Source organism: Streptomyces sp. NPDC021562 (assembly GCF_040640875.1).
Taxonomy (GTDB): domain Bacteria; phylum Actinomycetota; class Actinomycetes; order Streptomycetales; family Streptomycetaceae; genus Streptomyces.
The window spans coordinates 36,219-61,402 of sequence record NZ_JBFACN010000032.1 but is presented as its reverse complement, the minus strand read 5'-3'; the positions used below and the strand labels follow the sequence as shown (position 1 = coordinate 61,402).

The window sequence follows — 25,184 nt, the reverse complement described above, 5'->3', positions numbered from 1 at the left end:
AAGAACCGCCCCGGAGTTGCAGATCCTTTGAACAGACCGGGGCGCGTCCCCCGTACTTCTGCACAAGACGAGGCAGGGGTTCCGACGAGGGATGACGATGGTCAAGGCGCATGTCTCCGCACAAGAGTTGGTCGCCGGAAGGTACCGGCTCCTCGAAGTCGCCGACCGCGAGCCGAACCGCATCAGTTGGTACGCGGAGGACGTACAGGCCGAGCGACCGCGACTGGTGACCCAGATCGCGTTCCCGGAGCCGCCGAACGCGGACACCGTGCGCCGGACCACCGCCCGCATACTGCGCTCCTCCGAGGTCATGAGCGCGCTGCGGCCGGGCCGGGTGGCCATGGTGATCGACGCCTTCGAGGAGGCGGGCGCGCTGTGGACCGTCACGGAGCTGATCGACGGCACACCGCTCAGTGAACTCCTGGCCCGGGAACCCGCGTTCGACTACCCGCGGGCCGCCCGGATCGGCCTGGAGGTGCTCGACGTGCTGGATGCCGCCCACAGCGACGGCTACACCCACGGGGAGCTGAGTCCCGGCCAGATCTTCGTCCGTGACAAGGGCCCGGTGGTGATCACCGGTTTCGGCCTCGCGGGCGCGACGCTGGCCCCGAGGGTCACCGCACCGTCGTACGCCTCCCCGGAGCAGGCCCGCGACGAGCGCATCGGGCCGGCCGCCGACCTGTGGGCGCTCGGCGCGATCCTGTACACGATGGTCGAGGGGCGGCCGCCGTTCCGGGACCGCGGCCGCGCCGACGCCACCTTGAAGGGCGTGGACCGGCTGCCGCTGCGCACCCCGCTGCGGGCCGGTCCGCTGACCCAGGTGATCCAGGGGCTGCTCCGCAAGAGCTCCCGGGAGCGGCTGAGCCGTCCGGTGGTCCGCGACGCACTGACACGTGTCCTCGACGAGGATCCCGACTCGACGCCGCAGCCGGCCCCGGTTCCGCGGCTGCGCGGCGCCTACGTGGCCGCCCGGGCCTCGGGATGGAGCAAAGCCACCATGATCGGCGGGACCGCGCTGGCCGTGGTGACCGTGTCGGTGGCGGTGCTGGCCGCGACCCAGGGCCTGCCGGGCACCTCCTCGGCGGGCTCGGCGCCCAGCGCCTCGGCCACGGCCTCCGTGCCGCGCAACCGCACGGACGGCAGGAGCCCGAGCACCTCCCCCTCCTCCTCGCCCCCGCCGTCCGCCTCGACGTCCTCGGCGCCGCCCGCCCGCGGCGCGTCACCCGCCGCCTCGGCCACGGCAGGCGCGCTCCCGGCCGGCTTCCGGCGCTACACCGCCCCGGAGGGCTTCTCGGTGGCGCTCCCCACGGGCTGGAAGCGGCTGGACACCGCGCGGGTGAAGGATCTCGCCTACCGCGTCACCTTCGGCCCGGGAGGCGACGATCCGCGCACCCTCGCGGTGACCTACAGCACCCAGGCGGGCCCCGACCCGGTCGCCGTCTGGCGGGACGACGTCGAACCCCAGCTGGAGAAGGAGACCGGGTACCGGCGGATCGGCCAGATCACGGCGACCACCTACCAGGGCCGCAAGGGGGCGGACATGGAGTGGCTGTCGGGCACCGGCGCCGACCGGGTGCGCACCTTCGGGCGCGGCTTCCTGCTCGGCGGCGGCCGCAGCTTCTCCCTGCGCATCACCGCACCTGCCACGGCCTGGGACGACGCCGCGGACGAACTGGCGAGGAAGACGTTCCTGGCCACGTTCCGAATCTAGCGTCCCGACCGCGCCCGGGACGGGCCGTTTTCACCGCGCCCTGCTGGGGACCCGCACCGTATGGTGCAAATCGGATACACGATGATGACCGAGCAGGCCGGTCCGCGTGATCTCGTGGATCATGTGGTGCGGGCCGAGGAGGCGGGCTTCGACTTCTCGGTGGCGTCGGACCACTACTTCCCGTGGCTGCGCTCACAGGGGCACGCCCCCTACGTGTGGAGCGTCCTCGGCGCCGCCGCCCAGGCCACCTCGCGGATCCCGCTGATGACCTACGTCACCTGCCCCACGATCCGCTACCACCCCGCGATCGTGGCCCAGAAGGCGGCGACCGTGCAGCTGCTCTCCGAGGGCCGGTTCCGGCTCGGGCTGGGCGCGGGCGAGAACCTCAACGAGCACGTCGTGGGCGGCGGCTGGCCGTCGGTGGACGTACGGCACGAGATGCTGGAAGAGGCGGTGGAGATCATCAGGGCGCTGTTCGCGGGCGGCCACGTCAACCACCACGGCACCCACTACGACGTGGAGTCCGCCCGCCTGTGGGACCTCCCGGACGAACCGCCGCCGATCGGCATCGCGGTCTCCGGCGAGCAGTCCTGCAAACTCGCCGGGAAGCTCGCCGACCTGGTCATCGCCACCGAACCGAAGGCCTCGCTCCTGGACGCCTTCGACCGGCACGGCGGAGCGGGCAAGCCACGCGTCGGCCAGGTGCCGGTGTGCTGGGACCCCGACCGCGACACGGCGGTGAAGCGGGCCCATGCCCAGTTCCGCTGGTTCGGCAGCGGCTGGAAGGTCAACTCCGAACTGCCGCACCCCGACTCCTTCGAGTCCGCGACCCAGTTCGTCACCCAGGACGACGTGGCCGCCTCCATCCCGTGCGGGGACGACCCGGACGACTTCGTCGAGGCCGTACGGCCCTACGCGGAGGCCGGGTTCGGGGAGATCGCGCTCGTGCAGATCGGCGGCGAGTCGCAGCCCGAGTACCTGGACTGGTCCCGCAAGACGTTGCTGCCCGCCCTGCGCGACGCGCTCGGCTGATCTCGGCCGGTCGCCGGACCCCGGCCGACGAGTCGATAGGCTGCCGGACTGTACGTGTGCAGTCCGGCAACCTTCAGGAGCGTCCTCCGTGACCCTGGCGATCGACCCGTCCGCGACGTCCGGCGCGTCCCCGGCCCCCCTCTCCGACCTCGTGGCCCGGGACGCGCGGGAGTTCGGCGCCTACGTGCGCGCGGGAAGCTGGACGTTCGGGCTGATGGTGGCCCGCAGTGTGCGGCCGGGCGGGCAGGGCGCGGAGGGGACGCCGAAGGTCTCGGCGAAGGAGTTCGCCGAGCTGGCCGGCTGCTCCGCGGAACGCGTCATGCGGTACTACAAGGCATGGGACCGGGCCGCCGACGACGGTCTGGTGCCGCATTTCGAGGCGCTCGCCCCGGGTCAGGAGGTCGAACTCCCCGACTCCGACGCGTGGCTGGACTACTACGTGTCCCGTAACAGCGCCACCTCGGAGCGCGGCACCGCCATCGCCGCGGCCGCCGAGGCGGAGGGCATCCGCCCCACCAAGGCCCTGGAGGTGGCCGAGAACCCCACCGCGCTGCGCGCCGCGATCCTCGCCGACCCCGCCACCGCGCGCGCCGCCCGTTCCGCGCTCCTGGACCGCATCAGGGAGGACCCGGACCTCGGGACGGTGCTGGCCCGGGACGTGGTCCGCACCGACGACCTGAAGAAGGCCGTCGCCACCGAGAGCCGCTCCGCCGACCGTATCGGCTACGTCCGGCAGATCGCCGAGTCCGGCCTGATCAGGACCCCGGCCGGGCAGACCCTCGACGCGCCGGCCGAGCTGCGCCAGGAGGCCGAGCGCCACCTGTCCCTCCTCGACGAACTGGACGAGGACGAGGACACCGGCGAGTGGGCGACCGAGGCCTACGACACGATGAAGAACCTGATCGTCGAGGCGGTCGAGGCCGACCCCGGCCTGCGCGTCCAGGAGCGGCGCACCAGGTTCTACAGCAGCGTGCAGAAGGCGACCAGGGCGTTCGAGGAGCTGACCTTCGACGACGCCCAGGACTTCTACGAGGACGACATGGTCCAGCGCCTGGAGGAACTCCAGCAGGCCATCGGGTCCTGCCTGGCCGCGCTGCGCGGCGCGAGGGGCAATTCCGCCTCGGATTGAGCGTTTTTCCTGTGAGAGGGGTACTAGAGGGCACCAAGCCGATCGTTCTCGGAGGCCTCTCGCGTGAACCCCATCGTGCACAGGACCCTGGTGGTACAGCTCCGGACGGACGGGACGGGCCGTTGTCCCGTCCTCGCCCATCTCTCCTACGACGCCGGTGACCCGTTCGCCGTCACCGCGGTGTTCACCCTGGACGGCCGGGTGCTCGCCCGGTGGCGGCTGGACCGCGAGATGCTGAACGAAGGCCTGAGGGAGCCCGTCGGGATCGGGGACATCCGGCTGCGTCCCGAGCGGCAGGGGCGCTGGAGGGAAGTGCGGATGGAGTTCCTCGGCGATCCGCTGCCCGGCGGCGAGCGCCACCACGCGGTGGTCTTCGTGTGGGCACCCGCCCTGGCCGCGTTCCTGAGCGACACGTACCTGGCGGTACCGCCCGGCCGCGAGGAGGTACGGGTGGACGACGTACTCGCGGAGATCCTCGCCACCGGCTGAGTAGCCGTACTCATGTGACCCCCGGGCGCCGCCGCCACGATGGGACTCCCACGACGAGGAGTCCGCCATGACCGCAGTGCACCCCGCCCCGCGACCCGTCCCGCAGCACGTGTCACGCCGTGTGCCGCCCGTCCTGTTCGCCGGGATCGTGGTGGCGGGCATGGCCCTCTCGGCCTGGGGCGCACGGGACCGCACCACCTGGTTCCTGGAGACGGTGTGGGTGCTCGTCGGTCTCCCGCTGGCGGTGCTGGCCTGGCGCCGTTTCCCGTTGACGGGTCTGCTGGCCGGGCTGCTCACGGCGCACGCCCTGGTGCTCGCCGTCGGCGGCCACTACACCTACGCCGAGGTCCCGGTCGGCGACTGGGTGCGGGACACCTTCGGCCTGGACCGCAACCCGTACGACCGGTTCGGCCACCTCATGCAGGGGTTCGTGCCGGCGGTGCTGGTCCGGGAGCTGCTCAGCCGTACCTCCCCGCTGCGCGGCAGCCGCTGGCTGGCGCCGCTCACGGTGTGCGCGTGCCTCGCGTTCAGTGCCTGCTTCGAGCTGCTGGAGTGGCTGGCGGCCGAGATCGGCGGCCACGGCGCGGACGCCTTCCTCGCCACCCAGGGCGATGTCTGGGACACCCAGTGGGACATGTTCTGCGCGCTGATCGGGGCCACGCTGTCGGTGCTGCTGCTCAGCCGGGTGCACGACCGGCAGCTGCGGAGCCTGGAGGCGGGTCAGCGGACGCTGTGACGGCGCCGGGCCCACAGCGGCACGACGTACCAGCACAGCAGGTACCAGATCAGCACGGCGACGACGATCCAGGTCACCTGGCCACCGCTGGTGGCCACCCGGAGGATGAGCACCAGGGAGGCGGTCATGGTGGCCAGCAGCAGGAAGAGGCCGATCGACGTCAGCCGGGAGGCGAGGCGGACCGCCTCCGGCTTGACCCTGCGGCCGGAGACCAGCCGGTGCAGGGAGACCGGGCCGATGAGGGCGCCGGTGGCCGAGGCACCGAGGACGACGGTGACGATGTAGATGGTCTTGTCCACGTGGGACAGCTGGGCGTACTTCTGCTGGAAGACCACGGTGAGCAGGAAGCCGAAGAGGATCTGGACACCGGTCTGGGCGACCCGCACCTCCTGGATGAGGTCGGTCCACATCCGGTCGGCGCGCTCGTCCTCCGTCTCGTGGCGCCCTCTTCGCGTCTCCTCGTCCGTCATGGAGAGCGTGTAACCCCCCGCCGGTTCGTTCAAACGGCCGGGGCCGGGAGCCGCGCGGCGGCCGCTCCCGGCCCCACGGGCCCTACCAGCGGCTCTCCACCTGGTCCTTGATCCGGCGGTCGTACAGCTCCCGGATCGCGGTGACCGTGTCCGCGGGCAGCGGCGGCAGCTTGGCGGCGGCCGCGTTGGCGCGGGCCTGCTCCGGGTTGCGGGCGCCGGGGATCACCGTGGTCACGCCGGGCTGCTCGATGATCCAGCGCAGGGCGAGCTGGGCCGGGGTGCAGCCCTCGGGGGCCAGGGCGGCGAACTCGGCGGCGGCCTCCACGCCCGTCGCGTAGTCCACGCCGGAGAAGGTCTCGCCCTGGTCGAAGGCCTCGCCGTGCCGGTTGTAGGTGCGGTGGTCGTCGGCCGCGAAGACGGTGTCCTTGGTGTACTTGCCGGACAGCAGGCCGGAGGCGAGCGGCACGCGCGCGATGATGCCGACGCCGGCCTCCCGGGCGGCCGGCAGGACCTCCCGCAGGGGCTTCATGCGGAACGGGTTGAGGATGATCTGCACACTGGCCACGCCCGGGCGGGCGATCGCGGTGAGCGCCTCGGCGCAGGTCTCGACGCTGACCCCGTAGGCCGCGACACGTTCCTCCTCGACCAGGGTGTCGAGGGCGTCGAACACCTCGTCGGTGGAGTAGACCGGGGTGGGCGGGCAGTGCAGCTGGACCAGGTCGAGCCGGTCGACGCCGAGGTTGCGGCGCGACCGGTCGTTCCACGCGCGGAAGTTGTCCAGGACGTAGTTCTGCGGGATCTGGTCGACCCGGCGGCCCATTTTGGTGGCCACCAGGACGTGCAGGTCCTGCCTGCTGCGCAGGAAGGTCGCGATGGTCTGCTCGCTGCGGCCGTCGCCGTACACGTCGGCGGTGTCGAAGAAGGTCACCCCGGACTCGGCCGCCGCCTCCAGGACGGCCAGCGCCTCCTTGTCGTCCACCTCGCCCCAGTCGGCGCCGAGCTGCCATGTGCCGAGGCCGACGACCGATGCCCACTGTCCCGACCTGTCGATTACGCGTTCGTCCATGGCGACAGTCTGTCATCCGCCGCCGACAACGGTGTCACGGGCCGGGCGCCGGGCTACGGGGTCAGCTGCGCCTGGACCGCCGGGCCGTAGCGGTCGGCCAGGTCGGCGATCGTGCTCTCGCGCACGCGTGGGCCGCGGGCGATGCCGTACATGACGCCCAGGCCGATGAGCTGGGCGACGGCCAGTTCGGCGCGCAGGCCGGGGTCGGGGCCGGTCAGCCTGGCGGCGAGGGCGTCGACCACGTGGGCGCGGAAGTTGGCGCGCAGCACGTCGCCCTGGTCGCCGTGCAGGGGGGCGAAGACGATCCGCACCAGGGGGTCGGCGCCCCGGTCGCGCTGACTCTCCAGGACGTGCCGGACCATGTGCCGGCCCAGTTCCTCCAGGGGTGCGGCGAGGAGGGCGTCCGCGTCCGCGTCGAAGGACATGACGCGGGCGAAGAGGCTCTCCTTGTTGCCGAAGTACTTGAGGACCAGCGGTGCGCTGACCCCGGCGCGTTCGGCGACGTCCTTGAGGGTGATGTCGGCGTGCGCGTGCCGGGCGAGGAGGTGGCGGGCGGCCTTGAGGATGGCCGCCTTGGTGGCCGCCGCGTCCCGGCGGGCGGGCGCGGCCGGGGCACCGGGCCGACTGCTCACGGCGCTCACGCTCCTTCCAGCGCGCCGCCGCGGGTGCCCTCGGCCTGGCGCCCGGCGGACGGGCCGGCGGCCGATGCGCCGCCGGCGCCGTCCCGTGCCTTGTCGCCGGGGATGGACAGGGCCGTGGCGCTGGCCGCCAGGGCGACGGCGCAGGCCATCGCGAAGGCCAGCAGGTAACCGTGCAGGGTGGGGACCGGGGCGCCGCCGACGAGGCTGGTGTGATGGGTGAGGACGGCGGCCACGGCGGCGCTCGAGGTGGCCTGCCCGATGGTGCGCATCAGGACGTTGACGCCGTTGGCGGAGGCGGTCTGGCTCGCCGGGACGGCCCGCAGGATCAGGGTGGGCAGTGCCGAGTAGGCCAGGGTGGTGCCGGTGGCGACGACGGTGGCGCCCAGGATGATCATCCAGAGGTCGCGGCTGTCGGCGATGCGCAGCACGTAGCCGCAGGCGATGACGGCGGCGCCGAGGGCGAGGGTGACGCGCGGGCCGCGGGCGGCGGAGATCCGGGCGGAGACCGGGGAGAACAGCAGCATGGTGACGCCGCCGGGGAGCAGACACAGGCCGGTGGCCACGATCGACAGGCCGAGGCCGTATCCGGTGGCCTTGGGCGCCTGCACCAGTTGCGCGGTGACCAGGGAGTTGGCGTAGAAGGCGAACCCGGTGAGCAGGGCGGCGACATGGGACAGGCCGACCCGGGGCCGGGCCACCAGGTGCAGGTCGACCAGCGGTCGCTCGGTGCGCAGTTGCTGCCACCACCACAGGGCCAGCACCAGCACGGCGGCGGCGAACAGGCCCAGCACCCGCGGGCTGCCCCAGCCCCACTGGCCGCCCTGGGAGACGCCGAGCAGCAGACAGGTCAGGGCGACGGCCAGCCCGAGCGCGCCGAGCACGTCGAACCGGCCGGGTTCGCGCACCGGGGACTCGCGGACCGCCCACCACACCGCGGCCACGCCGAGCGCGCCGAGGAGGCCGGTGAGCCAGAACATGGTGTGCCAGTCGTAGTACTGCACCACCAGCGCGGCCAGTGGCAGGCCCAGCGCGGCGCCGATGCCGACGGTCGAGCTCATCAGCGCGACCGCCGATCCCCGCCGCTCGGGCGGCAGTTCGTCGCGCAGGATGCTGATCGACAGCGGTACGACGGAGGCGGCGGCACCCTGCAGGGCGCGGGCGGCGATGAGCACGGCGATGTCCGAGGACAGGGCGCACATGACGGAGCCCACGGTCATCAGGGCGAGGGCCCCGGTGAGGACCCGCCGCTTGCCGTACATGTCGCCGGCCCGGCCGAGCACGGGGGTGAGGACGGCCCCGGAGAGCAGGGTCGCGGTGACCGTCCAGGAGACGGCGCCGGCCGAGGAGTGGGTGAGCCTGGGCAGGTCCGGCAGGAGCGGGACGACCACCGTCTGCATGACGGCCATCAGGATCCCGCCGAAGGCCAGGACCGGGATCGTCAGCCGCTGCCGCAGCGGAGGCGGTGCGGCGCACGACTCCGACTCCGACGGGCCGGCTGTGGGGACGGGCTGGTCCATCGGCACTCCTGCGGGCGACGCGACGTGACAGGTGAATATGAATTCACCTTATCGGGTGAATGGTTTTTCACCAACGCGGGCCCGGGGCCGTACAGCTGCTATGACCGCGCGTGCAGGGCGCGTGCGGCCCGTGGTCCGAGCCACCGCTTGAAGCGGCGCAGCACCTCCAGCCGCCCGGCCGCCCTGTCGAGGCCGTAGTAGAGCTGCGGGGGCACATAGGGCAGCAGCGGCGAGTGGCGCTGGCCGAGCAGGGCGAACATGCGGTGCGGGGGCAGGCCGATGTAGCGGGGCAGGTTCTCGTACCACTGGGCGCTGAGCCGGGCGGCGCTCTGGGCGGAGAGCAGTTCGGAGCGGCGCTGCCGCTCGTAGGCGGCGAGGGCCGGCGGTACGGCGCCGTGGTCGCGCAGGGCGCCCGCGAGGCACATCGCGTCCTCCAGGGCGAGGGTGGTGCCGGCGCCGATGGAGTAGTGGGTGGTGTGGGCGGCGTCGCCGAGCAGGACCAGGTTGCCGCGGTACCAGCTGCGGTTGGTGACGGTGCGGAAGGCGGGCCAGGCGGCGGCGGAGCCGCCGATCAGCGGACGGCCGTCCAGGACGTCGGCGAACAGCTTCTCCAGCAGGGCCAGTTGACCGGTCTCGTCCATCGCGTCCAGACCCAGGCCGGCCAGGGTTTCGGGGGCGCACTCGATGACGCAGGTGCTGTGCTCGGCGTCGTACGGGTAGCCGTAGCACCAGACCCAGCCGTGGGCGGTCTCGGCGAAGGCGAAGGTGAAGGAGTCGAAGACCCGGGTGGTGCCGAGCCAGACGTAGGGGTTGCGGCCCTCGATGGCCCGGGTGCCGAAATGGTCGGCGTGCCGGGTGCGCAGGGCGCTGTGGATGCCGTCGGCGGCGACCACCAGGTCGGCGTCGGGGAGGTTCTCGGGCGCGATCTCCGCCTCGAACTCCAGCCGTACCCCGAGCGAGCGGGCCCGCTCGGCGAGGATCTCCAGCATCCGGTGGCGGCCGATGCCGTGCCCCGGGTCGCCGGGCTGCCGGGCGATCCGGTCGCCGACGTGGGCGACGCCCTGGGTCCAGCGCACCGAGCTCTCCTCGATGGCGCGCGCCGACTCGGGGTCGTGTGCGTGCAGCCGGTCGAGCAGGGCGCGCCAGTAGGTGACGCCCCAGCCGTAGGTCGAGCCCTCGGGGTTCCGTTCGTGAACGGTGATGTCATGGGCCGGATTTTGCCGCTTGAGCAGGATCGCGAGATACAGGCCCGCGGGCCCGCCTCCGACGCAGTCGACCTTCACGCACACACCCCTGGGATTCACCGAACGTGGCCAATTGGCACCGCAGGGTAGCAGCGGGCCGGGGGTTCGGCCGGGTTTGCGGATCGCGCCAGATTGACGCCGTGAGCCACGCCACCCGGACGGCGGACCGCCGCCAAAGATCAACCAGAACCGCCCCGCCCGAGCAAGGAATTCCCCGTTCCGGAACCGAGGATCCCTCACTCCCGGCAAGATCATCTTCGTTAAATCTTGTATGACATGTAGTCAATTGTCCTGATCACAGCCAACCCGATCCGGGCGATTTCCCCCGCCGGGAAACCGGCGGATAGGCATACGGAGTCATCACCCGCACCCACCGCAGGAGGCATCCGTATGCCCGGACTCACCCGCCGTCGCGCACTCACCGCGGGGGCCCTGCTGGCCACCGCCGCCGGCACCCAGACACTCCTCGCGCCCGGCGCACCGGCCGCATCCCACTCGCACGGGGGATCTCTCGAACCCTTCGACGAGATCTACAAGGGCCGCCGCATACAAGGCCGTCCGGCCGCCATGGACGACGGCATGAGCGGCATGGGCGGCGGCCGTCACCACGGTCACGGCGGCGGATACGCGGTGTTCGTGGACGGGGCGGAGCTGCACGTGATGCGGAACGCCGACGGCAGCTGGATCAGCGTGGTCAGCCACTACGACCCGGTCGCCACCCCGCGCGCCGCCGCCCGCGCGGCGGTCGACGAGCTCCAGGGCGCTGCGCTGCTGCCCTTCCCCGCCAACTGACCGCCCCCGCAAGGAATCCCGGAGCCCCGAGCACCATGACCGTACGCAAGAACCAGGCCGCCCTGACCGCCGACGAGAAGCGGCGGTTCGTCGCCGCCGTCATCGAGCTGAAGCGCAGCGGGCGTTACGACGACTACGTGCGCACGCACAACGCCTTCATCATGTCCGACACCGACGACTCCGAGCGCACGGGCCACCGTTCGCCGTCGTTCCTGCCCTGGCACCGCAGATTCCTGCTCGACTTCGAGCGGGCCCTCCAGTCGGTGGACCCCTCGGTGGCGCTCCCCTACTGGGACTGGAGCACCGACCGGACCGTCCGCTCCTCGCTGTGGGCGCCGGACTTCCTGGGCGGCACCGGACGCGCCTCCGACGGGCGGGTGACGGACGGCCCGTTCGCCGCGTCCACCGGCAACTGGCCGGTCAACGTGCGGGTGGACAACCGTACGTATCTGCGCAGGTCGCTCGGGGCCGGCGTGCGCGAGCTGCCCACCCGGGCCGAGGTCGACTCGGTGCTGGCCATCGCGACCTACGACATGGCGCCCTGGAACAGCGCCTCGGACGGCTTCCGGAACCACCTGGAGGGCTGGCGCGGGGTCAACCTGCACAACCGGGTCCACGTCTGGGTCGGCGGCCAGATGGCCACCGGTGTCTCCCCCAACGACCCGGTGTTCTGGCTGCACCACGCCTTCGTCGACAAGCTGTGGGCCGAGTGGCAGCGCCGGCACCCGCAGGCGGCGTACGTGCCGGGTGGCGGCACACCGGACGTGGTGGACCTGGACGAGACCATGAAGCCGTGGAACGACGTGCGGCCGGCCGATCTGCTCGACCACACGAAGTTCTACACGTTCGACACCGCCGCGGCCTGACCCGGCGGCCCGATCAGGCGTCCGCGGTACGGCACTCCGGGTGGCCCCAGCCCTGCGCGTTCTTCGCGATGGGCTCGCCGGCCGCGTAGGAACGCCCGCACAGGCAGCGGCCGGGGAACTTCGCCTTGATCGTACGGGCGCCGGCGGCGGACCCGGCCGTCTTCTTGCGCGGGGCCGCCTTGCGGCGCGGGGCCCCGGTGGAGGCGGCGGGCGTCGGGGACGGCGGCGGCACCGGGGAGCCGAGGGCGCTGCCCGCGGCCTCCTGGACCGTGGCCGCCTGGCTGGCCGCGCGGTCGGCGAAGTCGTTGAGCGGGTCGCCGTCGACCTGGTGGGCGGGGACGTAGCGGAAGTCGACCGTGCGGCCGTCGAGGAGTTCGTCGATGCGGACGACCAGGTCCTGGTTGGCGACCGGCTTGCCGGCGGAGGTCTTCCAGCCGTTGCGCTTCCAGCCGGGCAGCCAGGTGGTGACCGCCTTCATGGCGTACTGCGAGTCCATCCGGACTTCCAGCGGCACGTCCGGTTCCACGGCCGTGAGCAGCCGTTCCAGGGCGGTCAGTTCGGCGACGTTGTTGGTGGCCCTGCCGAGCGGTCCCGCCTCCCAGCGGGCCGGGGTCGCCGCGTCGTCGGACACCACCCAGGCCCAGCCGGCCGGTCCTGGGTTTCCCTTAGAAGCCCCGTCGCACGCGGCCACCACTCGTTCACGCATGGCCCCGATCATGCCACGGCCCGCCGGACCGGCCGGCCGGGGCCCGGTGGCGCGCTGCTCAGTCGTCCTCGAGCGACGGCAGTTCGCCCTCGGTGGTGTTGATGTCGATCACCGAGAAGCCGGCGCCCTGCGGATCGCTGAGCGCCGCGAACCGGCCGAAGGGCATGCTCAGCGGACCGAAGCGGAGCACCCCGCCGAGCTCGGTGGCCCTGGCGACGGCCTCGTCGCAGTCGGCGACGGTGAAGTACACGTTCACGTACGACGGCACCTCGGGCGGGAACTCGTCGCCCATCCGCATCCGCCCGAGGACGGTGTTCCCGTCCACGTCGAACATCCGGAAGTCGACCTTGTCGTCCTCGATCCGCCTGGCCGTGTAGGGGAAGACGGCGGTGAGGAAGGGGTCGGTCTTCTCCGGCTCACGGGTGAAGACCTCCGCCCAGCAGTAGGCGCCGGGCACGGCCGTGGCCTCGAAGCCCTCGTGGTCACCGCCCTGCCAGATGCCGAACACCGCGCCTCCGGGCTCCCGGGCCAGGCACATCGTGCCCGCATCGCCGACCCGCATCGGGTCCAACAGCACCTCGCCGCCGTGCTCCCGGATCCGCGCGGCGGCGGCCACGGCGTCCGGGGAGGCGAAGTACAGGCACCACTGCGGCTGTCCCTCCTGACCGGGCATGGGCGGTACGACGGCGGCGACGGCCTTGCCGTCCGCGTAGGCCTGGGTGTAGCCGCCGTACTCCGACGACGACTCGCCGAAGGTCCAGCCGAGGACGGCGCCGTAGAAACGCTTGGCCCCCTCCAGGTCGCCGAACATCGCGTCGGCCCAGCAAGGGGTGCCTTCCGCTTGTACCGCCATGGCCACGGCCCTTCCGCATCGTGCCGGACTCTCCCGGCTCCTCACGCTAGCCATCCGACGGTCCGCCCGCGCGCCGAACGGGGGGCTCCGACGGACACTGGGAGGGACGGGGGCGGGCCGGGACGGTAAGGGTGGCGGGGTTCGGCGGACGGGGTGCGGTATGGCGGACATGATGCGGGCGTGGTCGGTGGTGCGGCCCGGGCCGGTCGAGGCGGATCCGCTGCGGCTCGTCGAACGGCCGGTGCCGGTGCCCGGTGCGGACGAGCTGCTGGTCCGGGTGCGGGCCTGCGGGGTGTGCCGCACCGACCTGCACGTCACGGAGGGCGATCTGCCGGTGCGCAGGCCCGGGGTGACGCCGGGGCACGAGGTGGTCGGCGAGGTGGCGGGCCTGGGCTCCGGGGTGGCCGACTTCACCGTCGGCGACCGGGTCGGAGTGGCCTGGCTGCGGCGCACGGACGGGGAGTGCGCGTACTGCCTGCGGGGCGCCGAGAACCTGTGCCCGCGCTCGCGGTACACCGGCTGGGACGCCGACGGCGGGTACGCGCAGTACACGACGGTACCGGCGGGGTTCGCGTACCGGCTGCCCGGGACCCTGGACGACGTGGCGCTCGCGCCGCTGCTGTGCGCCGGGATCATCGGCTACCGCGCGCTGCGCCGGGCCGCGCTCCCTGCGGGCGGCCGGCTCGGCCTCTACGGCTTCGGCGGCAGCGCCCATCTGTGCGCCCAGCTGGCGGTGGCGCAGGGCGCGCGGGTGCATGTGGTCACCCGGGGTGCCGAGGCCCGGCGTCTGGCCCTGGCGCTGGGCGCGGCCTCGGCCGGGGACCTTGCCGAGCCGCCGCCCGAGCCGCTGGACAGCGCCGTCCTGTTCGCCCCCGTCGGCGATCTGGTGCCGGTCGTGCTGCGCGCCCTGGACCGGGGCGGCGTGCTGGCGGTCGCGGGCATCCACCTCAGCGACGTGCCGCCGCTGAACTACGAGCGTGAGCTGTTCTACGAGCGGGAGCTGCGCAGCGTCACCTCCAACACCCGCGCCGACGGGCGTGAGTTCCTGGCCCTCGCCGAACGGCACCGGATCCGCGCCACCACGCACACCTACCCGCTGTCCGAGGCTCCGCGGGCGCTGCGGGACCTGAAGGCCGGGCGCTTCGACGGGGCCGCGGTGCTGGTGGACGACCTTTCCTGAGTCCAACCCCCGCCGGGGCAGGGCACGAGAGCGGGCCACCGGCGCATGATCGACGGACGCAACCTTTTCCGCCCCGACCTCCAGGTTTGCGCAACCACAGCCCGCAGCCGCCCCTTTCACGCCGTACCCGTAGATCACCACGGCTGTTTGGCTAGGGCGTGCCACCACCACGCACACCACCGACCCTTCGGGTCACCGTCGTTCAGCTCTCTGCTGGAGGGAATGTGTCCACACCGGACAGCGTCATCGGTTCCGCCGTCGACGAGCCCGAGCCGGATCCGACCACCGACGGGCAGCTCACCAGTCTGAGCACCCGGGCGGCACGCCAGCTCGCCACGACCACCAAGTCAGAGCCGCAGATGCAGGCCATCACCTCGCGGTGGCTGCTGAAGACACTGCCGTGGGTGGACGTCAAGGGCGGCACCTACCGGGTGAACCGGCGCCTGCAACTGCGCACCGGGCGCGGCCGGGTGAGCTTCGAGCAGAACGGCGGGGACGACATCCGGGTCATCCCGGAGACCCTCACCGAACTGCCCATCCTGCGGGGCTACGACAACCCCGACGTGCTGGCCGAGCTCGCCGCCCGCTTCCAGCCCCGCGAAGTGCGCGCCGGGCAGCTGCTGTTCGAGGCCGGGCAGCCGGTCACCGAGACCTACCTGGTGGTGCACGGGCGGTTCACCAGGTACGCGGCCGGGAAGTACGGCGACGAGGAGGTCGTCGGGGTCGTCACCGACGGCGACCAGATGGGCGACGAGGCGGTCGGTCAGACCGACCCGCTGTGGCTCACCTCGGTCCGCGCGGAGACCGCGGGGGTGGTGCTGGCGCTGCCCTGGGCGGTCGCCGAGGAGATCATGGACCGGGAGCCGTCGCTGGGCGCCCACCTCCAGGCGTTCGTCGACCGGCAGCGGCTGCCGATGAACCGCAAGGGCGAGGCCGAGGTGCCGGTGCAGGCCGGCCACGTCGGTGAGGAGACCCTGCGCGGCGGCTTCGTGGACTACGACCTGACGCCGCGCGAGTACGAACTGTCGCTGACGCAGACGGTGCTGCGGGTGCACTCCCGGGTGGCCGACCTCTACAACCACCCGATGGACCAGACCCAGCAGCAGCTGCGCCTGACGGTCGAGGAGATCCGCGAGCGCCAGGAGTGGGAGCTGGTCAACAACCGCGAGTTCGGACTGCTGCACAACATCGACTACGGCCAGCGGATCAGCTCCTTCACCGGCCCGCCGACCCCGGACGACATGGACGAGCTGATCTCCATGCGCCGCAAGACCAAGGTGATCCTGGCGCATCCCAAGGCGATCGCGGCCTTCTTCCGGCAGTGCAACCGGCGCGGCCTGGTACCGCCCAGCGTGAACATCGACGGGCACGAGATCCCGGCCTGGCGCGGGGTCCCGATCTACCCGTGCAGCAAGATCCCGATCAGCGACGACCACACCAGCAGCATCATCGCGCTGCGCACCGGCGAGGCCGACCAGGGGGTCATCGGCCTCTACCAGACCGGCATCCCCGAGGAGTACCAGCCCGGCCTGAACGTCCGCTTCATGGGCATCAACGAGCAGGCCGTCGTCAACTACCTGGTCACCGCCTACTACTCGATGGCCATCCTCGTCCCCGACGCGGCCGGGATCCTGGAGAACGTCCAGCTCGGCCGCACCGCCGACTGACGGCCCGGAGCACAGCCATGAGCACAGCCACCACGTCCTACGCCCTGCCCGGCCCGCCGAACCTCGCGCGGAGTCTGCGCCCGGCCCGGCGCACCGGGGCGGTCCCCGGACTCCACTACCGGCCCGCCGTGCCCGCCGACCCGGAGAAGGCCGCCGAGCTGGACCGGCGCCTGGAGGCCTGGGCCCGGGAACTCGACCTGTTCCCCGAGGCCTGGAAGGGGGACTTCTCCGGCTTCCAGTTCGGCCGGGCCGTCGTCCTCCAGCATCCCGGCGGTCTCGACCTGGACCGCCTCACCGCCGCCGGCAAGCTGCTGCTGGCCGAGAACATCGTGGACTCCTGCTGCTGCGAGGAGGACGAAGGGCGCGGCGGATCCAGGCGCGGGCTCGGCGGTCCGCTGGTCATCGCCCAGTCGGCGCTCGACCCCTACCACGGCATCCCCGAGCTGGAGGAGGAGTGGCGCGCGGGCATCGCGGCCGACGGCCCGCTGCGCTCCTACCACTGCGCCCTCGCGGACTTCGCCGCCTTCGCCACCCCGAGCCAGACCGACCGGTTCGTCCACGACATCGCCCGGCTGCACCTCGGGTACCTCGGGGAGGCCGCGTGGATGGAGACCGGGTACGTGCCGCGGGTCTGGGAGTACCTGGTGATGCGGCAGTTCAACAACTTCCGGCCCTGTCTGTCGATCGTCGACGCGGTGGACGGCTACGAACTGCCCGAGCAGCTCTACGCCCGCCCGGAGATCCAGCGGATCACGGCGCTCGCCTGCAACGCCACCACGATCGTCAACGACCTGTACTCCTTCACCAAGGAGCTGGCGAGCGATCCCGACCACCTCAACCTGCCCCAGGTGGTGGCGGCCAACGACCGGTGCGGGCTGAAGGCGGCCTATCTCAAGTCGGTCGGCATCCACAACCGGATCATGGAGGCCTTCGAGGCGGAGTCGGCCGCCCTGTCCGCGGGGTCGCCGCTGGTCGCGCGCTACGCCGAGGGGCTGGCCGCCTGGGTCTCCGGCAACCACGAGTGGCACGCCACCAACACCCACCGCTACCACCTGCCCGACTACTGGTAGCACCGAGCCACCTCAGAAGAACCGATACACCGTCAGAACACGTCGAGGAGAACCTGTTGACCACCGCCCCTGTCACTCGGAAGACCACCACGTCAGCCCCGGTGCCGACGCAGTCCAGGTACCAGAACAGCGTCGCGGAGTACTGGAACGCCGAGGAGAACCCGGTCAACCTCGAACTCGGAAAGATCGACGACCTGTACCACCACCACTACGGCATCGGTGAGGCGGACTGGTCGGTGCTCGACGAGCCCGACCCCGAGTTGCGCAAGGAGCGCGTCACCAGCGAGCTGCACCGCCTGGAGCACGCCCAGGCCGAGCTGCTGGCCGGCCATCTCGGCGCCCTCACCCCCGCCGACCGGGTCTTCGACGCCGGCTGCGGCCGGGGCGGCGGCAGCATCGTGGCGAACCTCCGCTACGGCTGTCACTCCGACGGCGTCACCATCTCCGCGAAGCAGGCGGACTTCGCCAACGCGATGGCCCGCAAGCGGGGGGTCGGCGACAAGGTCCGCTATCACCACCGGAACATGCTGGACACCGGCTTCGAGACGGGCGCGTACGCGGCGTCGTGGAACAACGAGTCCACGATGTACGTCGAGCTGGAGCTGCTGTTCGCCGAGCACGCCCGGCTGCTGCGCCGCGGTGGACGCTACGTGACGATCACCGGCTGCTACAACGACACCTACGGCCGGGCCTCCCGTGAGGTGTCGCTGATCAACGCGCACTACATCTGCGACATCCACCCGAGGTCGGAGTACTTCCGGGCGATGGCCAAGAACCGGCTCGTCCCCGTCCACGTGGAGGACCTCACCCAGGCGACGATCCCGTACTGGGAACTGCGCAAGCATGCCGACCACCTGCTGACGGGCATCGAGGACGCGTTCCTCGACGCGTACAAGAACGGCAGCTTCCAGTATCTGCTGATCGCGGCCGACCGGGTCTGACCGCGGTGCCGACGGGGGCGGTGTCCGCGGACACCGCCCCCGTCCCCGTGCGGGTCACTCCCCCGCGTACGCCTTGCGCAGCGCGGCGATGTCGAGCTTGCCCATGGCGTACATCGCCCGGGTGGTGCGCGCCGCCTTCTCCGGGTCCGGGTCGCCGATCATCTCGATCAGCCCCTCCGGGACGACCTGCCAGGACACTCCGTACCTGTCCTTGAGCCAGCCGCACGGGCCGGGCTCGCCGCCGTTCTCCGTGAGCTTCGCCCAGTAGTGGTCGACCTCCTCCTGGCCGTCGCAGTAGATCTGGAAGGAGATCGCCTCGTTGAACGTGAACTGGGGGCCGCCGTTGAGCGCGACGAACCGGTGCCCGTTGGCCGTGAAGTCGACGGCGATCACCGAGCCCGCGGGCCCCGGCCCGGCCTCGGTGTAGCGGCCGACCCGGCCGATGCTGGAGTTCTTGAAGATCGACACGTAGTAGTGGGCGGCTTCCTCGGCCTGGCCGTCGAACCAGAGACACGTGGTGAATCCGTCGGTGGTCATGGGCACCTCCTGGAGCGTGGAACGCGGTCATGTGTACCGACCGCCGCACGCCGGAAAACTCATCGGTCGCGCTGCGATCCGCGCAGGACGGGGACACAGCCGCGGTCAGGCGGCCAGGCACATGCCCCGGTGGCTGTTCGACGCGGTCTGCCGGCGGGTGAACTCCGTGTGCACCAGGGTGAGCAGACCCCCCAGGTCGAGTCCGAGCGCCCGGGCGGCGGCCCCGAGCACTTCCGAGGAGGCCTCCTTGCGGCCGCGCTCGATCTCGGAGAGGTACGGCAGGGAGATCCGGGCCGTCTCGGCCACCTCCTTGAGTGTGCGCTCCTGAGCCTGCCGCTCCTGGCGCAGCACGTCTCCGAGGAGGTCGCGCCAGAGCGGCTCCCTGGTCTCGGGAGCCGGCTCCGGCCCCTGCGGGCGCAGTGGGATGACACGGGCGTGGTTCTGCGATGGGCTGGTCACCCCCTCACCCTAAAAGCAGTGGCGCGTGGAAGGCAGCGATCGGCATTCTGCCCTGCGTGGACGCACGGGAATTGCGGGCGGGTGATCCGCGGTTGCGGGACATCTTCGACCAGGACGCCGAGCGGTACGACCGGGCGCGGCCCCGATATCCCGCCTCCCTGACCGAGCGGCTGATTCGAGCGACGGGGGCCGCGCCGGGGATGCGGGCACTGGAGATCGCCCCGGGCACCGGGCAGCTCACCGTGGATCTGGCCGGCTCCGGATGTGCGATCACCGCCGTGGAGATCGGCCCGCGCATGGCAGCGGTGGCCCGACGACGGCTGGCGGCCTTCGCCGACGTGGAGGTGGTGGTCGCGGCCTTCGAAGAGTGGGAGCCGCCGGCGGAGCCCTTCGACGCGGCGGTCTGCGCGACCGCCGCGCCGGCGGAGCCCTTCGACGCGGCGGTCTGCGCGACCGCCTTCCACTGGATCGACCCGGCCGTGCGGCTGCCGAAGACGGCCGGGGTGCTGCGCCCCGGGGGACTGCTCGCGGTCATCGACACCCACCACGTGGCGGGCGGCACCGAGGACTTCTTCGCCGAGGTCCAGGAATGTTACGAACGCTGGGATCCGGCCACTCCGCCCGGGCTGCGCCAGACCCGTGAGTCCGACCTCGCGACCGACACACGAGAATTCACCGGCTCCCCGCACTTCACCGACGTCACCGTGCACGGTCACGCCCAGGAGATCACGTACACCGCCGACCAGTACCTGGACGTGCTCCTGACCTACTCGAACCACCGCGCACTCCCCGAGGCCGCGCGGAACGGGCTGCTGGCGGACATCCGGGAGCTGATCGAGTCGCGGTACGACGGTTCCGTCACCAAGCGCTACTGGCACGAGCTGATCACGGCGGTGCGCGTCGCGGGGTGAGCCTGCCCACCGCCCAGGTCACCGGATGTTTTACGCCACTCGCGGGAACAGGGCGCATGCGTCGCGTCACCCGGGGTACCCGATCGACGAGACACGCATGGCGCGTCCGATTCCGGGTATCCGGGCGAGGACACAAGCACGTCAGGGCCGGCGCGACGCAGTCGAACCGGCGGCCGTGGCATCTTGACTCACGTGGGAGAGGGAATGAACACCGCCGGGATCCGGTCGGAAGCAGTGGACACCGCTCAGCCCGTCGAGGCGTGGACGGACGAAGCCCTGCCGGGAATCGTGGACCCGAAGAGTGTCGCGCCCCGCGACGCGCGGGGGCTTTCCCGCCAGTTCTTCCAGCGGCTGGGTGAGCTGGAGGAGGGCACGCCCGAGTACCAGTACGCCCGCAACACGCTCATCGAGATGAACATGTCGCTCGTCAGGTTCGCGGCCGGCCGGTTCCGCAACCGGGGCGACGGCATGGAGGACATCGTCCAGACCGGGATGATCGGCCTGATCAAGGCCATCGACCGGTTCGAGCTGTCGCGGGAGGTCGAGTTCACCTCCTTCGCCCTGCCGTACATCGTGGGCGAGATCAAGCGGTTCTTCCGGGACACCACCTGGGCGGTGCACGTACCGCGGCGGCTCCAGGAACTGCGCGTGGAGCTGGCCAAGGCCCGTGAGGAACTCTCCAGCCGGCTGGACCGGGACCCGACGGTCGCCGAGCTGGCCACGCTGATGAACCTGTCCGAGGAGGAGGTGGTCGAGGGCCAGCTGGCCGCCAACGGCTACAACTCCTCCTCCCTGGACGCCGCCCTCACCGGGGACGGCCCGGAGGACGGCGAGGCGGTGCTGGCCGACTTCATCGGTGTCGAGGAGCACGGGCTGCGGCTCGTCGAGGACTTCCAGTCGCTGGCCCCGCTCATGGCCGAGCTGAGCGACCGGGACCGGGAGATCATCCACCTGCGGTTCGTCGAGGAGGCCACCCAGGCGGAGATCGGCGAGCGGCTCGGCTGCTCCCAGATGCATGTCTCCCGCCTGATCAAGCGGATCATCGCCCGCCTGCGCCAGGGGATGCTGGGCGAACTCGGCTGCGCCTGAGGGCGGGGTCCCGGGCGCTGCCCCCACCGGCGCGTGGGGCGGCGCCCGTGGTAGGCGTGGCTCAGGGCCTCGTTCAGCTGGGGAGACGCACCACGGCACGCACCCGCTTGCCGACCGGCACCAGTTCGGCGGTGACCTCGCTGGCCACGGCGTACACGATCTCCAGGCCGTGGCGGCCGATCCGCTCGGGATCCTTGGGGAAGCGCCGGGGCAGGGCGTCGCTGCTGTCGTAGACGCAGACCTGGACCGCGCTGTCGGTGCCCTCCAGTTCCAGGATGTACGGGCCGTTGCTGTGCCGGTCGGCGTTGGTGATCAGCTCGCTGACCACGAGGAGCAGCTCGCCGTCGGCCCTGGGATCGATCGACGCGCACCACTCCGTCCTGAGCTGCTCCAGGAAACGGGCCGCGAAGTCCCGCGCCTCGGCGATGCAGCCAGGCTCACCGGTGTAGTGCGCGGACCGACGCAGCGGTTCCACGGGTACGTCGAAGCCAGTCGGTATCACTGCCCCGCCCAGGTGTTCGATCATGCGTTTCTCTCTCGGAGGCCGGCCCCGCCGGTCGCGGTTGCCACCATGCTCGTACCCCGAGTGTGCACGCGCAGTCCCCCGGAACGTTCGCCGACCGCGCACAAAGGGCGTCACCCTGGTCACACGGCCGGGAACCGGCGCGTCAGGACGCCGGGGCCGCGGGGGACACCGCGGACTCGGGGCCGGGGGACGGCGGGGAGGCCGGTGGCTCGGAGGCCGGTGCCTCGGACTTCGGGGACTGCGGTGACGGCGGTCCGGACTTCGGGGACTGCGGCTCCTGCGACTTCGACGACGGCGATTCGCTCTGGGGAGACTCGGTCTTCGGCGACTCCGACGTGCCGGAGTGCGAGGAGGACGGCGGCTTCGACCCGGGCGGCTTCGACGACGGGGCGTTCGGCGAGGACTGGTTCGACGCCGGGGGCTTCGAGCCGCCGCCCGGGCTGGCCGGGGTCGAGGGAGCGGGGGAGGTCGGCGGGGTCATGGGGTTCGGGTGGGCCGGCGGTTTGGCCGGGCGGTCGTGCCGGCCGGTGTGGTCGCCCCGGTGGCGGTCGAACCACTCGTGGTGCTCGTGGTCGAAGAGCACGAAGACGTCCACGACCTGTGCGGCGGGAGCGACGGCGACCACGTTCTCCGGCCGGTACCCGGGCCACGCGGCGCCCACGGCCCGCGGCGCGGTCCGCTGCGCGACCGGCGGGGTCAGCGGGTTCCCGCAGGCGCAGCGCACCCGGGGCACGCCGTGCGCGTCGACGAGGACCGCGGTGCCCGTCTGCAGGACCGCCTGGTAGGTGGTGGCGCCGCCGTCGCGGTAACCGTGGCCGGTGACCCGGGTGTCCGCGCGTAGTTGCACGGGGGTGAGGGAGCGCAGATAGGCCGGGACGCCGGCCGGCTGGACGCCGACCTGCGCGGCGAACGCCTTGTCGCGCGGTGGTGAAGCCTGCAGGTACCTGATCTGCTGCTCGACGTCGCAGCTGCTGCTGTTCTTGGTGCCGCTGTAGAGGCCGGGGGCACCGCCGTCCACGCCGCGCACCTCGTTCGCGGGGGCCGTCGCCGCGCCCGACGCAGCCGGGGCGGCGGAGGCGCTGACGGACTTCGTGGCGGTGGACTTGGTGAACGGGTCCTGGCCGGAGCTGTTCGCAGACTGCAGGAACACCTCGCCCGGCTTGCCGGACCCTGCCGTGCGGGTGAGGACCACGGCCAGGGCCGCGACGACCACGACGGCGGTGGTGAGCATCGCGATCCGGGGCGCGGACCGCCACCACGCCCGGTCCGGCCCGCCGCCCCGTCCGTCGCCCGGACCACCGCCGTGGCTGTCCCCGGGACCACCGCCGCGGCCGTCGCCGGGCCCGCCGCCATGACCGTCGCCCCGCCCACCGCCGGGTCCGCCGCCGTGCCCCGCGTCGCCGCCCGGCGGCGGTGGCGGGGGTCCTGCGGGTGGCCTGGAGGGCCCGGACAGCGGGCCGGAAGGTGGTCCCGTGGGGCGGCCGGACGACGGCGGTTCGACACTCACGCGCTCATCTCCCGTGGCAGTGAACCGAATCAAAGCGCGCCGCAACAAGCGGCATTCACGAAAAATGCCTCGTACGAGGCGCAACGAGCCCAATGTGCGCCGGTCCCGTGCCGTCCGCAAGCCGACGCGAACGGCCCACCCGGAGGGCGGGGCGACCGCGTGTTGCCTAGCGTGACGGTGTGAGCCCCCGCATCGCCCGCGAGCGGCCGGCGGCCGCGCCGGCCCGCCGCGGCGAGGTTCGGCACGGCTGGCCGCCGGCCCTGGCCGTGGTGCTGACTGCCCTGCTCGCCATGGCCGTGGTGGCCACCGGGGGGCTGTGGGCGGCCGGCGCGACGGACCTGCCCGGGGACGCGTTCGCGCCGGTGGTGTGCGCGACCGTGGTGACGGCCGTCGGCGGCACCGTGGAGCTGTCCGGGAACGCGGGCGCGCTGGCCCGGACCGACGCCGGGCTGACCGTCGTACCGCTGTCCGTGACGCTGGCCGGGGCGCTGGTCGTCGCCGGGGGATTCCTGCGGCCGCTGCGGCACCGCGCCGTGGCCGCGGCCGGGGAGCTGGCCGGGTGGGCGGCCCGGATCGGGCTGCTGTGGCTGCTCGGGCTGGTCGGCCTCGCCCTCGGCGCCCGCCACACCTTCGCGGTCGACGTGGGCGACGGGACGCTCAGTGACCTGACCGGGCTGCTGGACACGGCACCGCGGGTGGGGTTCACGACGGACGTGCCGCTGACGGCCGGGTACGGACTGCTGTGGCTCGCCGGAATCCTGGTGCTGGCGCTGCTGGTCGCCCCCGGGGCGCCGCTGCCCGGGCGGCTGCTGCGCTTCCAGGCGTCGGTGCGCCCCGCCGCGTACGCCATGGTCGTGCTGGTGCTGGCGTACGTGGCGCTGGCCCTGCTGGTCGCGGTGGTCGCGATGGTCACGCGCGGGCACGCCAGGGGGACCCTCGCGGTGATCCTGCTCGGGCTGCCCAACCTGGCCTGGACGGCGCTCACCCTGGGTCTCGGCGTCACCTGGGACGGCAGGGTCGAAGGCCCGTTCGGGCTGCCCGTGCCGCGGGTGCTGGCCGAGGTGCTGCGCACCCCGGACGTCTCGGCCCTGAACCTGCGCACCGCCGCCGCCCACGACGGCCGCTGGTGGTGGCTGGCCGTGGCCGCCGCGGTGCTGCTGCTCGCGGTGGCCTTCCTGATGGCGGTCCGCTCCCCCGCCCGGATCCGCGCCCGGCAGCACGCCGTGCACCTGGCGGTCGCCCTGGCCCTGACGATGCTGACGCTCTGCCTGGCCGGACGGGTCCGGGCCCACTACGGTCTGTCCCTGCTCGGCATCGGCGACGTGGGCGGCAACCTGTCCGGTGAGCTGCTGCTGAGGCCGAGGCTGTGGTCGGCGGTGGGCCTGGGCGCGCTGTGGGGGCTGATCGCCGGGTTCCTCGGCGCCTGGCCGGCTCGCGCGGTGCCCCGGCGGGGCGAGGTGGCGGCCCGCAGGCCCTGAGGCGGCCGGCCGCGGTCAGCGGTCGCCGTCGCGGCTGACCACCCGGGTCGCGTCACGCCCCGGGGCGGCCTCGCCCGGCACGGACCGGTCGGTGACGTACGTGGCGAGCCGCCGTCCGTCGCCGTACAGCCAGCGCCCCTCCCCCGGGTCGTACAGCCACATGGACTCCCCGTCCACCACCACCCCGATGCGCACCCCCTGGGTGCGGCTTCGGAACGACTCCCCGTCGAGGCCGTCGGCCAGCGCCTCGACGGCGGCGCGGTAGTCGGCGAGGGCCCGTGCCGCGCGGTCCAGCAGGGGGCGCGGGTCGGCGGCCGCGTCGGGCGGCCCGCCGGGCAGGGGCGGGTCCTGGGGCACGGCGACGAGGTAACGGCCGTCGACCCAGGCGGCCCAGCCGTTGGCACAGCTGATGCGGGCCCAGTCGCCGCGCCGTTCCACGAGCCGGACCGGCAGCAGCGGGTCGAGGGGGACGGTGGGCCGGCCCGGGTCGGGGGCCTCCCAGGCGGCCATGCCGTCGGCCGGCACCACATGGGTGGGCCTGAACGCCGGTGCGGTGGTCATCGCGTC

The 25,184-nt window shown here is 72.5% G+C and carries 26 protein-coding genes; 14 read left to right on the top strand and 12 right to left on the bottom strand.

What is annotated here, in order from left to right; all coding sequences use genetic code 11:
- Window positions 1-91 precede the first annotated feature (91 nt).
- From AB0G52_RS35060 to AB0G52_RS35040, 5 genes are all read left to right on the top strand, one after another.
- Complete coding sequence (locus AB0G52_RS35060) at window positions 92-1,711, top strand: serine/threonine-protein kinase (RefSeq protein ID WP_361342281.1); 1,620 nt, start codon at window positions 92-94, stop codon at window positions 1,709-1,711.
- Window positions 1,712-1,771: 60 nt separating this feature from the next.
- On the top strand, window positions 1,772-2,743 hold the full coding sequence (locus tag AB0G52_RS35055) for an LLM class F420-dependent oxidoreductase (RefSeq protein ID WP_132894019.1): 972 nt from the start codon (window positions 1,772-1,774) through the stop codon (window positions 2,741-2,743).
- A gap of 88 nt (window positions 2,744-2,831) precedes the next feature.
- Window positions 2,832-3,872 (top strand): hypothetical protein, encoded by a 1,041-nt coding sequence (locus AB0G52_RS35050; protein ID WP_207921920.1) that lies wholly within the window; start codon window positions 2,832-2,834, stop codon window positions 3,870-3,872.
- Between the two features lie 63 nt (window positions 3,873-3,935).
- Entirely contained in the window at window positions 3,936-4,361 is a 426-nt protein-coding gene (locus AB0G52_RS35045; RefSeq protein ID WP_361342277.1) for an SsgA family sporulation/cell division regulator, read from the top strand.
- 67 nt (window positions 4,362-4,428) lie between these two features.
- Window positions 4,429-5,097, top strand: coding sequence for a DUF2238 domain-containing protein (locus tag AB0G52_RS35040; RefSeq protein ID WP_207921921.1), 669 nt, complete (start codon window positions 4,429-4,431; stop codon window positions 5,095-5,097).
- On the opposite strand, the gene AB0G52_RS35035 is transcribed toward AB0G52_RS35040, so the two are convergent.
- The 5 genes from AB0G52_RS35035 to AB0G52_RS35015 all read right to left on the bottom strand — a co-directional run bounded on the left by AB0G52_RS35035 (window position 5,082) and on the right by AB0G52_RS35015 (window position 10,080).
- Entirely contained in the window at window positions 5,082-5,567 is a 486-nt protein-coding gene (locus AB0G52_RS35035) for a DUF6328 family protein (RefSeq protein ID WP_132894023.1), read from the bottom strand. The genes AB0G52_RS35040 and AB0G52_RS35035 overlap by 16 nt on opposite strands.
- Before the next feature lie 82 nt (window positions 5,568-5,649).
- The gene (locus AB0G52_RS35030; protein WP_132894025.1) at window positions 5,650-6,633 is read right to left on the bottom strand and encodes an aldo/keto reductase; all 984 of its coding nucleotides are present in this window, start codon (window positions 6,631-6,633) and stop codon (window positions 5,650-5,652) included.
- Between the two features lie 53 nt (window positions 6,634-6,686).
- A complete protein-coding gene (locus AB0G52_RS35025) occupies window positions 6,687-7,274 on the bottom strand; it encodes a TetR family transcriptional regulator (protein ID WP_361342272.1) in 588 nt (195 codons plus the stop codon).
- Window positions 7,271-8,791, bottom strand: coding sequence for an MFS transporter (locus AB0G52_RS35020; protein WP_132894029.1), 1,521 nt, complete (start codon window positions 8,789-8,791; stop codon window positions 7,271-7,273). The genes AB0G52_RS35025 and AB0G52_RS35020 overlap by 4 nt, the downstream gene beginning before the upstream one ends.
- A 98-nt stretch (window positions 8,792-8,889) precedes the next feature.
- Window positions 8,890-10,080: an FAD-dependent monooxygenase gene (locus tag AB0G52_RS35015; protein ID WP_132894117.1), complete on the bottom strand. Its 1,191-nt coding sequence runs from the start codon at window positions 10,078-10,080 to the stop codon at window positions 8,890-8,892.
- Between the two features lie 345 nt (window positions 10,081-10,425).
- Between AB0G52_RS35015 and AB0G52_RS35010 the strand changes: the two genes are divergently transcribed.
- Complete coding sequence (locus AB0G52_RS35010; protein WP_361342269.1) at window positions 10,426-10,827, top strand: tyrosinase cofactor; 402 nt, start codon at window positions 10,426-10,428, stop codon at window positions 10,825-10,827.
- Window positions 10,828-10,862: 35 nt separating this feature from the next.
- Window positions 10,863-11,693, top strand: a complete 831-nt coding sequence (locus AB0G52_RS35005; protein ID WP_361342266.1) for a tyrosinase family protein — start codon at window positions 10,863-10,865, stop codon at window positions 11,691-11,693.
- Between the two features lie 13 nt (window positions 11,694-11,706).
- Here the strand turns inward: AB0G52_RS35005 and AB0G52_RS35000 are convergent, their stop codons facing one another.
- Window positions 11,707-12,411: a ribonuclease H gene (locus AB0G52_RS35000; RefSeq protein ID WP_132894034.1), complete on the bottom strand. Its 705-nt coding sequence runs from the start codon at window positions 12,409-12,411 to the stop codon at window positions 11,707-11,709.
- A 46-nt stretch (window positions 12,412-12,457) separates the two neighbouring features.
- The gene (locus AB0G52_RS34995; RefSeq protein WP_361342263.1) at window positions 12,458-13,252 is read right to left on the bottom strand and encodes a VOC family protein; all 795 of its coding nucleotides are present in this window, start codon (window positions 13,250-13,252) and stop codon (window positions 12,458-12,460) included.
- A 172-nt stretch (window positions 13,253-13,424) separates the two neighbouring features.
- Between AB0G52_RS34995 and AB0G52_RS34990 the strand changes: the two genes are divergently transcribed.
- From AB0G52_RS34990 to AB0G52_RS34975, 4 genes are all read left to right on the top strand, one after another.
- Window positions 13,425-14,432 carry a zinc-binding alcohol dehydrogenase family protein gene (locus AB0G52_RS34990; protein WP_207921923.1) on the top strand — a complete coding sequence of 336 codons (1,008 nt, stop codon included), beginning with the start codon at window positions 13,425-13,427 and terminating at the stop codon, window positions 14,430-14,432.
- Window positions 14,433-14,656: 224 nt separating this feature from the next.
- Window positions 14,657-16,099, top strand: a complete 1,443-nt coding sequence (locus tag AB0G52_RS34985) for a family 2B encapsulin nanocompartment shell protein (protein ID WP_132894040.1) — start codon at window positions 14,657-14,659, stop codon at window positions 16,097-16,099.
- A gap of 17 nt (window positions 16,100-16,116) precedes the next feature.
- A complete protein-coding gene (locus AB0G52_RS34980; protein ID WP_361342260.1) occupies window positions 16,117-17,169 on the top strand; it encodes a family 2 encapsulin nanocompartment cargo protein terpene cyclase in 1,053 nt (350 codons plus the stop codon).
- Between the two features lie 56 nt (window positions 17,170-17,225).
- Window positions 17,226-18,110 (top strand): geranyl diphosphate 2-C-methyltransferase, encoded by an 885-nt coding sequence (locus tag AB0G52_RS34975; RefSeq protein ID WP_361342257.1) that lies wholly within the window; start codon window positions 17,226-17,228, stop codon window positions 18,108-18,110.
- Window positions 18,111-18,164: 54 nt separating this feature from the next.
- Here the strand turns inward: AB0G52_RS34975 and AB0G52_RS34970 are convergent, their stop codons facing one another.
- Window positions 18,165-18,647 carry a VOC family protein gene (locus AB0G52_RS34970; RefSeq protein ID WP_132894046.1) on the bottom strand — a complete coding sequence of 161 codons (483 nt, stop codon included), beginning with the start codon at window positions 18,645-18,647 and terminating at the stop codon, window positions 18,165-18,167.
- A 105-nt stretch (window positions 18,648-18,752) separates the two neighbouring features.
- Window positions 18,753-19,106, bottom strand: a complete 354-nt coding sequence (locus AB0G52_RS34965; protein WP_361342253.1) for a helix-turn-helix transcriptional regulator — start codon at window positions 19,104-19,106, stop codon at window positions 18,753-18,755.
- Window positions 19,107-19,162: 56 nt separating this feature from the next.
- On the opposite strand from AB0G52_RS34965, the gene AB0G52_RS34960 reads away from it, so the two are divergent.
- Together AB0G52_RS34960 and AB0G52_RS34955 are read left to right on the top strand one after the other, a co-directional pair.
- Window positions 19,163-20,017, top strand: coding sequence for a class I SAM-dependent methyltransferase (locus tag AB0G52_RS34960; RefSeq protein WP_361342250.1), 855 nt, complete (start codon window positions 19,163-19,165; stop codon window positions 20,015-20,017).
- 204 nt (window positions 20,018-20,221) lie between these two features.
- On the top strand, window positions 20,222-21,106 hold the full coding sequence (locus AB0G52_RS34955) for an RNA polymerase sigma factor SigF (protein ID WP_361342247.1): 885 nt from the start codon (window positions 20,222-20,224) through the stop codon (window positions 21,104-21,106).
- 73 nt (window positions 21,107-21,179) lie between these two features.
- Here the strand turns inward: AB0G52_RS34955 and AB0G52_RS34950 are convergent, their stop codons facing one another.
- Both AB0G52_RS34950 and AB0G52_RS34945 read right to left on the bottom strand, forming a co-directional pair.
- Window positions 21,180-21,632: an ATP-binding protein gene (locus AB0G52_RS34950; protein ID WP_361342244.1), complete on the bottom strand. Its 453-nt coding sequence runs from the start codon at window positions 21,630-21,632 to the stop codon at window positions 21,180-21,182.
- Between the two features lie 142 nt (window positions 21,633-21,774).
- On the bottom strand, window positions 21,775-22,863 hold the full coding sequence (locus AB0G52_RS34945; protein ID WP_361342241.1) for a DUF6777 domain-containing protein: 1,089 nt from the start codon (window positions 22,861-22,863) through the stop codon (window positions 21,775-21,777).
- 455 nt (window positions 22,864-23,318) lie between these two features.
- On the opposite strand from AB0G52_RS34945, the gene AB0G52_RS34940 reads away from it, so the two are divergent.
- Window positions 23,319-24,617, top strand: a complete 1,299-nt coding sequence (locus AB0G52_RS34940) for a streptophobe family protein (protein WP_361342238.1) — start codon at window positions 23,319-23,321, stop codon at window positions 24,615-24,617.
- A gap of 15 nt (window positions 24,618-24,632) precedes the next feature.
- On the opposite strand, the gene AB0G52_RS34935 is transcribed toward AB0G52_RS34940, so the two are convergent.
- The gene (locus AB0G52_RS34935; RefSeq protein WP_132894057.1) at window positions 24,633-25,178 is read right to left on the bottom strand and encodes a hypothetical protein; all 546 of its coding nucleotides are present in this window, start codon (window positions 25,176-25,178) and stop codon (window positions 24,633-24,635) included.
- Window positions 25,179-25,184: the final 6 nt, after the last annotated feature.